Annotated in this window: 6 protein-coding genes; 4 read left to right on the top strand and 2 right to left on the bottom strand. The window is 55.6% G+C overall.

Translation table 11 applies throughout. From position 1 onward, the window contains the following. The first annotated feature begins 35 nt into the window (after positions 1 to 35). The 4 genes from gltB to FDX03_RS22430 all read left to right on the top strand — a co-directional run bounded on the left by gltB (position 36) and on the right by FDX03_RS22430 (position 8800). Entirely contained in the window at positions 36 to 4496 is a 4461-nt protein-coding gene (gltB, locus tag FDX03_RS22410) for a glutamate synthase large subunit (RefSeq protein WP_137346610.1), read from the top strand. A gap of 12 nt (positions 4497 to 4508) precedes the next feature. After that, positions 4509 to 5927: a glutamate synthase small subunit gene (locus tag FDX03_RS22415; protein ID WP_115601393.1), complete on the top strand. Its 1419-nt coding sequence runs from the start codon at positions 4509 to 4511 to the stop codon at positions 5925 to 5927. Positions 5928 to 6279: 352 nt separating this feature from the next. Continuing rightward, entirely contained in the window at positions 6280 to 7530 is a 1251-nt protein-coding gene (gene codB / locus FDX03_RS22425) for a cytosine permease (RefSeq protein WP_137346599.1), read from the top strand. Then, positions 7520 to 8800 carry a cytosine deaminase gene (locus FDX03_RS22430; protein ID WP_137346600.1) on the top strand — a complete coding sequence of 427 codons (1281 nt, stop codon included), beginning with the start codon at positions 7520 to 7522 and terminating at the stop codon, positions 8798 to 8800. The genes codB and FDX03_RS22430 overlap by 11 nt, the downstream gene beginning before the upstream one ends. Before the next feature lie 52 nt (positions 8801 to 8852). Here FDX03_RS22430 and nanQ read toward each other — a convergent pair whose 3' ends face one another. Together nanQ and FDX03_RS23815 are read right to left on the bottom strand one after the other, a co-directional pair. After that, positions 8853 to 9320 (bottom strand): N-acetylneuraminate anomerase, encoded by a 468-nt coding sequence (gene nanQ / locus FDX03_RS22435; RefSeq protein ID WP_137346611.1) that lies wholly within the window; start codon positions 9318 to 9320, stop codon positions 8853 to 8855. Between the two features lie 2 nt (positions 9321 to 9322). Continuing rightward, positions 9323 to 9754, bottom strand: a 432-nt coding sequence (locus tag FDX03_RS23815) for an ROK family protein (protein ID WP_249357151.1), incomplete at its 5' end; no start/stop codon positions are given.

Here is a 9754-nt window from a genome sequence, read left to right on the forward strand (position 1 = left end):
GAGGTGTCCCGCAGAGCCTGGGGAGGTTCACTGATATGTTGTACGATAAATCCCTTGAGAAGGATAACTGTGGTTTCGGCCTGATCGCCCACATAGAAGGCGAACCTAGCCACAAGGTAGTGCGTACCGCCATACACGCACTGGCCCGTATGCAGCACCGTGGCGCAATTCTTGCCGATGGAAAAACCGGCGATGGTTGCGGCCTGCTGTTACAAAAACCTGACCGCTTTTTCCGCATCGTGGCGCAAGAGCGCGGCTGGCGTTTAGCCAAAAACTACGCCGTCGGCATGATCTTTTTAAATAAAGACCCTGAACTGGCGGCGGCATCTCGTCGCATTGTTGAAGAAGAATTACAGCAGGAGACCCTGTCGATCGTAGGCTGGCGCGACGTGCCAACCAACGAAGGTGTTCTCGGTGAAATAGCCCTTTCCTCCCTGCCTCGTATCGAGCAAATTTTTGTTAACGCCCCTGCGGGCTGGCGTCCGCGTGATATGGAGCGTCGCCTGTTCATCGCGCGTCGTCGTATCGAAAAACGCCTCCTGCAAGACAAAGACTTCTACGTCTGTAGCTTGTCGAATCTGGTCAATATCTATAAAGGTCTGTGTATGCCGGCAGATCTGCCGCGCTTCTACCTGGACCTGGCAGACCTGCGTCTGGAATCGGCCATCTGCCTGTTCCACCAGCGCTTCTCCACCAACACCGTGCCGCGCTGGCCGCTGGCGCAGCCGTTCCGCTATCTGGCGCACAACGGTGAAATCAACACCATCACGGGCAACCGCCAGTGGGCGCGCGCCCGTACCTATAAGTTCCAGACCCCGCTGATCCCGGATCTGCACGACGCCGCGCCATTTGTTAACGAAACCGGCTCAGACTCCAGTTCGATGGATAACATGCTGGAACTGCTGCTGGCAGGCGGGATGGACATCATCCGCGCCATGCGCTTACTGGTTCCACCGGCATGGCAGAACAATCCGGATATGGATCCGGAGCTGCGCGCGTTCTTTGACTTTAACTCCATGCACATGGAACCGTGGGACGGCCCGGCGGGCATCGTCATGTCCGACGGTCGCTTCGCCGCCTGTAACCTCGACCGTAACGGCCTGCGTCCGGCACGCTACGTCATCACCAAAGACAAGCTAATTACCTGCGCCTCTGAAGTCGGGATCTGGGATTATCAGCCGGATGAAGTGGTCGAGAAAGGCCGCGTCGGCCCTGGCGAGCTGATGGTTATCGATACCCGCAGCGGGCGCATTCTGCACTCAGCCGAAACCGATGATGACCTGAAAAGCCGTCACCCATACAAAGAGTGGATGGAGAAAAACGTCCGCCGCCTGGTACCGTTCGAAGACCTGGCTGACGATCAGGTCGGCAGCCGTGAACTCGACGATGACACCCTCGCCAGCTACCAAAAACAATTTAACTACAGCGCTGAAGAGCTGGATTCCGTGATCCGCGTGCTCGGCGAAAATGGCCAGGAAGCGGTCGGTTCAATGGGTGACGATACCCCGTTTGCCGTGCTCTCCAGCCAGCCGCGCATCATCTATGACTACTTCCGCCAGCAGTTCGCGCAGGTCACCAACCCACCGATCGATCCGCTGCGTGAAGCGCACGTTATGTCGCTGGCCACCAGCATCGGTCGTGAGATGAACGTCTTCTGCGAAGCTGAAGGTCAGGCACACCGTCTGAGCTTTAAATCGCCGATCCTGCTGTACTCCGATTTCACCCAGCTCACCACCATGAAAGAGGAGCATTATCGCGCTGACCGCCTGGATATCACCTTCGACGCGACCGAAACTACGCTCGAAGAGACCGTCAAAGCATTGTGCGATAAGGCGGAACAGATGGTGCGCAACGGCACGGTACTGCTGGTACTCTCTGACCGCAACATCGCCAAAAATCGTCTGCCGGTTCCGGCGCCGATGGCCGTGGGCGCAGTGCAAACGCGTCTGGTAGAACAAAGCCTGCGCTGCGACGCCAACATCATCGTTGAAACCGCCAGTGCCCGCGATCCGCACCATTTTGCCGTCCTGCTCGGCTTTGGCGCGACGGCCATTTATCCATACCTTGCGTATGAAACGCTGGGACGGCTGATCGACACTCAGGCGATTGCCAAAGATTACCGGACCGTGATGCTGAACTACCGTAACGGCATCAACAAAGGTCTGTACAAAATCATGTCCAAAATGGGCATCTCGACCATTGCCTCTTACCGCTGCTCGAAGCTGTTCGAAGCCGTTGGTCTGCACGATGATGTGGTTGCGTTGTGCTTCCAGGGCGTGGTTAGCCGCATCAGCGGCGCAGGATTTACCGACTTCCAGCAGGATCTGCTGAACCTCTCCAAACATGCATGGCTGGCGCGTAAACCCATCAGCCAGGGCGGTCTGCTGAAGTACGTCCATGGCGGCGAATACCACGCCTACAACCCGGACGTGGTGCGCACGCTACAACAGGCGGTGCAAAGCGGCGAGTACAGCGACTATCAGGAATATGCAAAGCTGGTCAACGAGCGCCCGGCAGCCACGCTGCGCGATCTGCTGGCGATTACGCCTGGTGATGAAGCCGTCAGCATTGACGAGGTAGAACCCGCAACCGAACTGTTTAAACGTTTTGATACCGCCGCCATGTCTATCGGCGCATTAAGCCCGGAAGCACACGAAGCGCTGGCAGAAGCGATGAACAGCATCGGCGGTAACTCGAACTCCGGTGAAGGCGGCGAAGACCCGGCGCGCTACGGCACCAACAAAGTGTCGCGGATTAAGCAGGTGGCTTCTGGTCGCTTTGGCGTAACCCCGGCGTATCTGGTGAACGCCGACGTGATTCAGATTAAAGTCGCTCAGGGTGCGAAGCCGGGTGAAGGTGGTCAGTTACCGGGCGACAAAGTCACCCCGTACATCGCCAAACTGCGCTATTCGGTACCGGGCGTGACGCTGATCTCCCCGCCGCCGCACCACGATATCTACTCTATCGAGGACTTAGCGCAGCTGATTTTCGACCTCAAACAGGTCAACCCGAAAGCGATGATCTCGGTGAAACTGGTTTCCGAACCGGGCGTCGGCACTATCGCTACCGGCGTGGCGAAAGCCTATGCGGATCTGATCACCATCGCGGGTTACGATGGCGGCACTGGCGCAAGCCCGCTGTCATCGGTGAAATACGCGGGCTGTCCGTGGGAGCTGGGGCTGGTGGAAACTCAACAGGCGCTGGTGGCTAATGGCCTGCGTCACAAGATTCGTCTGCAGGTCGATGGCGGTTTGAAAACCGGCGTCGATATCATTAAAGCGGCGATTCTGGGTGCAGAGAGCTTCGGTTTCGGTACCGGCCCAATGGTCGCGCTGGGCTGCAAATACCTGCGTATTTGCCACCTGAATAACTGTGCAACCGGCGTGGCGACTCAGGACGACAAACTACGTAAGAACCACTATCACGGCCTGCCGTTCAAAGTGACCAACTACTTTGAATTTATCGCTCGTGAAGTTCGCGAGCTGATGGCACAGCTGGGCGTTACCCGCCTGGTGGATCTGATTGGTCGCACCGACCTGCTCAAAGAGCTGGAAGGGTTTACCGCCAAGCAGCAAAAGCTGGAGCTGTCTCGTCTGCTGGAAACCGCCGAACCGCATCCGGGTAAAGCGCTGCATTGCACCGAGAACAACCCGCCGTTTGATAATGGCGTGCTGAACGCCCAGCTGTTACAGCAGGCGAAGCCGTTCGTCGACGAGCGCCAGAGCAAAACCTTCTGGTTCGATATCCGCAACACTGACCGTTCCGTCGGCGCATCGCTGTCGGGCTATATCGCTCAGACGCATGGCGATCAGGGGCTGGCTTCTGACCCGATTAAAGCGCATTTCAGCGGTACCGCAGGCCAGAGCTTTGGCGTGTGGAACGCTGGCGGCGTGGAGCTGTATCTGACCGGCGATGCCAACGACTATGTCGGTAAAGGCATGGCGGGCGGCCTGCTTGCGGTACGTCCTCCGGTTGGCTCTGCTTTCCGTAGCCATGAAGCGAGCATCATCGGTAACACCTGCCTGTATGGCGCCACCGGTGGTCGCCTGTTTGCTGCGGGTCGTGCGGGTGAGCGCTTTGCGGTGCGTAACTCCGGCGCAATCACCGTGGTTGAAGGAATTGGCGACAACGGCTGTGAATACATGACCGGCGGCATCGTCTGTATTCTCGGCAAAACCGGCGTTAACTTCGGTGCGGGCATGACCGGCGGATTCGCCTACGTGCTCGACGAAGACGGTGAATTCCGCAAACGCGTGAACCCGGAACTGGTCGAAGTGCTGAGCGTGGACTCTTTGGCTATCCACGAAGAGCACCTGCGCGGTCTGATTACCGAGCACGTACAGCATACCGGATCTTCACACGGCGAAGAGATCCTGGCGAACTGGCCAGCATTCTCGGCGAAATTCGCGCTGGTAAAACCAAAGTCCAGTGATGTGAAAGCACTGTTGGGTCACCGTAGTCGTAGCGCAGCAGAGCTGCGTGTGCAGGCGCAGTAAGGGGTAGCAGCAATGAGTCAGAACGTATACCAATTTATCGACCTGCAGCGTGTTGATCCGCCGAAGAAGCCGCTGAAGATCCGTAAGATCGAGTTTATCGAAATTTACGAGCCGTTTTCCGAAGGTCAGGCCAAAGCACAGGCAGATCGCTGCCTGTCCTGCGGTAACCCGTACTGCGAGTGGAAGTGCCCGGTGCATAACTACATCCCGAACTGGCTGAAGTTGGCGAATGAGGGACGTATTTTTGAAGCGGCAGAGCTTTCGCACCAGACCAACACCCTGCCGGAAGTCTGTGGCCGTGTATGCCCGCAGGACAGGCTGTGTGAAGGATCCTGTACGTTGAACGATGAATTTGGCGCGGTAACTATCGGCAACATCGAGCGCTATATCAACGATAAAGCATTCGAGATGGGCTGGCGTCCGGATATGACCGGCGTTCGCCAGACGGACAAGCGCGTGGCGATTATCGGTGCGGGTCCGGCGGGCCTGGCCTGTGCTGATGTGCTGACCCGCAACGGCGTAAAGGCGGTGGTATTTGACCGTCACCCGGAAATCGGCGGCTTGCTGACCTTCGGTATCCCAGCCTTCAAGCTGGAAAAAGAGGTCATGACCCGTCGCCGTGAAATCTTCACCGGCATGGGCATTGAGTTCAAACTGAACGTGGAAGTGGGCCGTGACGTACAGCTCAACGATTTGCTGAAGGATTACGACGCCGTGTTCCTGGGCGTCGGAACCTATCAGTCAATGCGCGGCGGGCTGGAAAACGAAGACGCTGAGGGCGTGTTTGATGCCCTGCCGTTCCTGATTGCTAATACCAAGCAATTGATGGGTTTTGGCGAAAGCAGCAACGAGCCATACATCAGCATGGAAGGCAAACGCGTCGTCGTACTCGGCGGTGGCGATACCGCGATGGACTGCGTGCGCACTTCGGTTCGCCAGAATGCTGCACACGTCATTTGCGCCTATCGTCGCGATGAAGAGAATATGCCGGGTTCGAAACGCGAAGTGAAAAACGCGCGCGAAGAAGGCGTCGAGTTCCAGTTCAACGTCCAGCCGTTAGGTGTGGAAGTGAATGCCAACGGGAAAGTGTGCGGCGTGAAAATGGCGCGCACTGAAATGGGCGAACCGGATGCGAAGGGGCGTCGCCGTGCGGAGATCGTCGCTGGTTCCGAGCACGTTGTTCCGGCTGATGCGGTGGTCCTGGCGTTTGGTTTCCGCCCGCACAGCATGGAATGGTTGAAAGAGCACAGCGTCGAGCTGGATTCACAGGGGCGCATTATTGCCCCGGAACGTAGTGACAACGCTTTCCAGACCAGCAACCCGAAAATCTTCGCCGGCGGCGACATCGTACGTGGTTCGGATCTGGTGGTCACCGCAATTGCCGAAGGTCGTAAAGCGGCAGACGGTATCCTGAATTACCTGGAAGTGTAATACTTCTGGCTCCCCTGATGCTGATGGATGGGGAGCCAATATTCCTCCACTAAATACATGCGGAATCATTTTTCGAAAGCCGCTCACAAATACAGCTGTATATTCAGTACATTGAAATTCCGCAGACAGTGTCTGCAGAATCTTACCATTTGGCGTAACTGACTTAATCTTTTCCACTACCCTGGTCGGCGTTTGTCCGCTTCTTATCGGTTAAAAATGTCGAGCCCAAAAATCAACGCAATCATCAACACCATAAATAATAACCATGTAAAGATTATACGTAATCGTTTGCTTTATTCTGAGAAGTGTATATGATGCGGCGGATTTTTTGGGCAAAATTCAAGGAGGCGTTGTGTCGCAGGACAACAATTATAGCCAGGGCCCCGTCCCTCTGGCAGCGCGGAAAGGCGTGATACCACTGACGTTTGTGATGTTGGGGTTAACATTCTTTTCAGCCAGTATGTGGACCGGTGGCACACTCGGTACCGGTCTTTCCTATAATGATTTCTTCCTGGCAGTTCTCTTCGGTAATCTTCTCCTCGGTATTTACACTGCATTTCTCGGTTTTATCGGCGCAAAAACAGGGCTCTCAACCCACCTTCTGGCGCGTTACTCATTTGGTTTGAAAGGTTCATGGCTTCCCTCACTGCTGCTAGGCGGCACACAGGTGGGCTGGTTTGGCGTCGGCGTGGCAATGTTCGCCATCCCGGTGGGTAAAGCGACGGGTATTGACGTCAACATCCTGATTGCAGTTTCCGGTCTGCTGATGACCATGACCATCTTCTTTGGTATCTCGGCACTCACCATTTTGTCCATCATCGCCGTTCCCGCTATCGTCATTCTTGGCAGTTACTCTGTCTGGCTGGCAGTGAGCGATGTGGGGGGATTGGATCATTTAAAAGCAATTGTGCCGCAGACACCGCTGAATTTCTCCACCGCCCTGGCGCTGGTCGTCGGATCGTTTGTCAGCGCAGGAACATTAACCGCCGACTTCGTTCGCTTTGGTCGCAACGCCAAAGGCGCAGTGCTGATCGCCATGGTGGCGTTTTTCCTTGGCAACTCCTTGATGTTCATCTTCGGTGCTGCGGGCGCGGCTGCGGTTGGACAGGCGGATATCTCCGACGTGATGATTGCCCAGGGGCTGCTGCTGCCCGCGATTGTAGTGCTCGGTCTGAACATCTGGACGACTAACGACAATGCGCTGTATGCCTCAGGTCTGGGATTTGCCAATATTACCGGCCTTTCCAGCCGTACGCTGTCGGTGGCTAACGGTATTATCGGCACATTGTGCGCGCTGTGGCTTTACAATAACTTTGTTGGCTGGCTGACTTTTCTGTCGGCAGCAATTCCCCCGATTGGCGGGGTGATCATCGCCGACTATCTGCTGAACCATCGCCGCTATGCCGACTTCAGCAAAGCGCAATTTATTTCCGTAAACTGGATAGCTATCTTGTCCGTTGCATTGGGCATCGCCGCAGGTCACTATATTCCCGGTATTGTGCCGGTCAACGCCGTACTTGGCGGCGTATTCAGCTATATCCTGCTGAACCCACTTTTCAATCGCAGCCTTGCTAAATCCCCGGAGGTCAGCCATGCAGAATAACACCATCACTCTAACTCAAATCCGTCTGCAGGGGCGTGAAGGATTGTGGCAAATCACGATTGAAAACGGGCGTTTTAGCCGTATTGATCCCCAGGAAACAGCATCTGCGCCACAGGGCAAGGTGCTTGATGCTGAAGGCGGGCTGGCCATTCCACCGTTCGTTGAGCCACATATCCATCTGGACACCACGCAAACTGCTGGGGAGCCCAGTTGGAACCAATCGGGTACGTTGTTTGAAGGTATTGAGCGCTGGGCCGAACGCAAGGCGATGCTCACCCACGAAGACGTGAAGACCCGCGCCATGCAGACTCTCAAGTGGCAGATGGCCAACGGCATCCAGTATGTCCGAACTCACGTAGACGTTTCCGATCCTACGCTGACGGCGCTGAAAGCCATGCTGGAAGTGAAGCAAGAAGTGGCACCGTGGGTGGAGCTGCAGATTGTGGCGTTCCCACAGGAAGGTATTCTTTCTTATCCCAACGGCGAAGCGCTGCTAGAAGAAGCTGTGCGTTTGGGTGCCGACGTCATTGGCGCAATTCCTCACTTTGAATTCACGCGTGAATATGGCGTTGAGTCGCTGCACAAAATTTTCGCTCTGGCGCAGAAATACGATCGGCTTATCGATGTGCACTGTGACGAGATTGATGATGAGCAATCGCGCTTTGTTGAAACCGTCGCGGCGCTGGCACATCGCGATGGCATGGGATCGCGCGTGACAGCCAGCCACACCACAGCGATGCATTCCTACAACGGCGCATATGCTTCCCGCCTTTTCCGTCTGTTAAAAATGTCAGGTATTAACTTCGTCGCGAATCCGCTAGTGAATATTCACCTGCAAGGACGTTTTGACACCTATCCTAAGCGCCGTGGCATCACCCGCGTCAAGGAGATGCTGGAAGCGGACATCAACGTCTGCTTCGGCCATGATGACGTTTTTGACCCGTGGTACCCATTGGGAACCGCGAATATGCTGCAAGTTCTGCATATGGGATTACATGTGTGTCAGTTGATGGGGTACGGACAAATCAATGATGGGCTAAATCTCATCACCACCCACAGCGCGAAAACCCTACACTTACAGGACTACGGTTTAAGTATTGGGAATTCCGCTAACCTGGTGATTTTACCTGCAGAAAATGGATTTGATGCGGTTCGCCGCCAGACACCTGCACGTTATTCAATTCGCCATGGGCGGGTTATTGCCGAGACAGTGCCAAGCCAGACCACGCTGCATCTGACGCAGCCGGAAGCAGTAACGTTTAAGCGCTAGATTGTTCTATCCAGTGTCGGATGGCACAAGCCTTGCCATCCGACACGGTCTGTCAGACGTGTAATAAGCTGGCGCGCACCTTAATCACCACCTTTTTAATGTCCATCGGGGCTTGCACCACACAGCCCGGTTTATGCGGCTCGCCCGGCATAAAAATCGCAAATCTCCCCGGCTTCAGTACGATCGCCTGCTCATCGGCAATCTCGCTGCACAGCTGATAATCCTCTGCAATATGCATCTCTTCACACTGCCGGGCAGACCCCGTCATACCAAACAGAATACGTTCTTCACCCGCCAGCAGTACCTGAATATCAATATATTGCTCGTGCAACTCCGCTTTCTTTTGCTCCGGTTGTTGCGTAACAAACTGCATGACGTTCATAAAGACATTCTCACCTTGCAGCTCATAGCGCCCCGGTGCTTTATCCTGCGGTTTTGCCGCAACAGCCTGCGTTAATGCCTGCTGCAATACCGGATGCAATCCAGCAGAAAGCTGAGACTGTAAATCCCCTGACATCATCATCATTCTCCCTGGGCCAACAACGCGGCCCCCAGTAGTCCAGCGTCATGACGGTAATGTGCCGCCAGTAATTTCACGTGATAAGTCGCGGGTTCCTGTGCCAGCCAGGCTTTCACCTGCGCCAGATAACCTTCAGCCAACCCGACGCTTCCGCCAATAACAACGCACTGGCAGTCGGTTGTCGCCTTCACATCGGCAACCAGACGTGCCAACGTGCATGCTGATCGCTGGATCAATTGACACGCCTGTTCATCCCCTTGTCTGGCCCGGCTAAAAATAATTTTTGCATCACATCCAGCAAGTGAGCCTTCGGCTGCCGCTGCAATCCCACGGCCGGAAGCGATAGCCTCCACGCACCCCACTCGTCCACAACCACATTGCGGACCATACGGGTCCGCCAGTGTATGACCTACATGCCCCGCCAGCCCCCCGGC

This window comes from Citrobacter sp. wls827 (genome assembly GCF_005280875.1).
Taxonomy (GTDB): domain Bacteria; phylum Pseudomonadota; class Gammaproteobacteria; order Enterobacterales; family Enterobacteriaceae; genus Citrobacter; species Citrobacter youngae.

Coding starts and splice junctions, on each gene's coding strand:
- FDX03_RS22430 (WP_137346600.1), top strand. CDS start 7,520: ATGCAGAATAACACCATCACTCTAACTCAAATCCGTCTGCAGGGGCGT.
- FDX03_RS22415 (WP_115601393.1), top strand. CDS start 4,509: ATGAGTCAGAACGTATACCAATTTATCGACCTGCAGCGTGTTGATCCG.
- gltB (WP_137346610.1), top strand. CDS start 36: ATGTTGTACGATAAATCCCTTGAGAAGGATAACTGTGGTTTCGGCCTG.
- nanQ (WP_137346611.1), bottom strand. CDS start 9,320: ATGATGTCAGGGGATTTACAGTCTCAGCTTTCTGCTGGATTGCATCCG.